Origin of the sequence: Streptomyces oceani, assembly GCF_001751245.1 — a bacterium.
Classification (GTDB): Bacteria; Actinomycetota; Actinomycetes; order Streptomycetales; family Streptomycetaceae; genus Streptomyces; species Streptomyces oceani.
The window spans coordinates 1-210 of the sequence record NZ_LJGU01000008.1; the positions used below are offsets into that span (position 1 = coordinate 1).

General features: G+C 64.3%; 1 protein-coding gene. It reads right to left on the reverse strand.

From position 1 onward, the window contains the following. The coding region (locus AN216_RS28835) for a hypothetical protein (RefSeq protein ID WP_170842966.1) at nt 1-210 on the reverse strand (210 nt) is incomplete at both ends.

The window sequence follows — 210 nt, forward strand, 5'->3', positions numbered from 1 at the left end:
AGCCTTGGACCAATCCACCTCCACACCCCGCGACCACACCTGACCCAACGACGCATACAACCGCCCCAAACCACCCTCACCACGCCGCAACGACCCCACCACCACCACATCCACACCACACACCTCAGCCGACTCCCCCACCGGCACCACCAACACCGGATGCGCACTCGGCTCCACAAACACCCCAAACCCCTCACCCAACAACCCCTC